Source organism: Vogesella mureinivorans, assembly GCF_007644035.1.
GTDB lineage: Bacteria > Pseudomonadota > Gammaproteobacteria > Burkholderiales > Chromobacteriaceae > Vogesella > Vogesella mureinivorans.
Genome location: NZ_VMTV02000199.1, coordinates 1 through 283 on the forward strand (window position 1 = coordinate 1; position 283 = coordinate 283).

1 pseudogene is annotated in these 283 nt (G+C 68.2%); it reads left to right on the top strand.

Annotation, left to right across the window (positions count from 1 at the left end):
- Window positions 1-283: pseudogene (locus tag FLQ44_RS07785) on the top strand (bifunctional methylenetetrahydrofolate dehydrogenase/methenyltetrahydrofolate cyclohydrolase); the annotation flags it as partial.

The following is a 283-nucleotide window of genomic DNA, read 5'->3' on the forward strand; positions in this document are numbered from 1 at the left end:
GGTGTCGAATCATGTCGGCCGACCGATGGCGCTGGAGCTGCTGATCGCCGGCTGCACCACCGTCTGCTGTCATCGCTTCACCCCGCGCGACACCCTGCGCCAGCATGTCGAGGCGGCGGATCTCGTGGTGGTCGCGGTGGGCAAGCCGGGCCTGGTACCGGGCGAGTGGATCAAGCCCGGCGCGGTGGTGATCGATGTCGGCATCAATCGCCTGCCGGATGGCTCGCTCACGGGAGACGTCGGTTTCGAGGCAGCGATGAAGCGCGCGAGCTGGATCACGCCG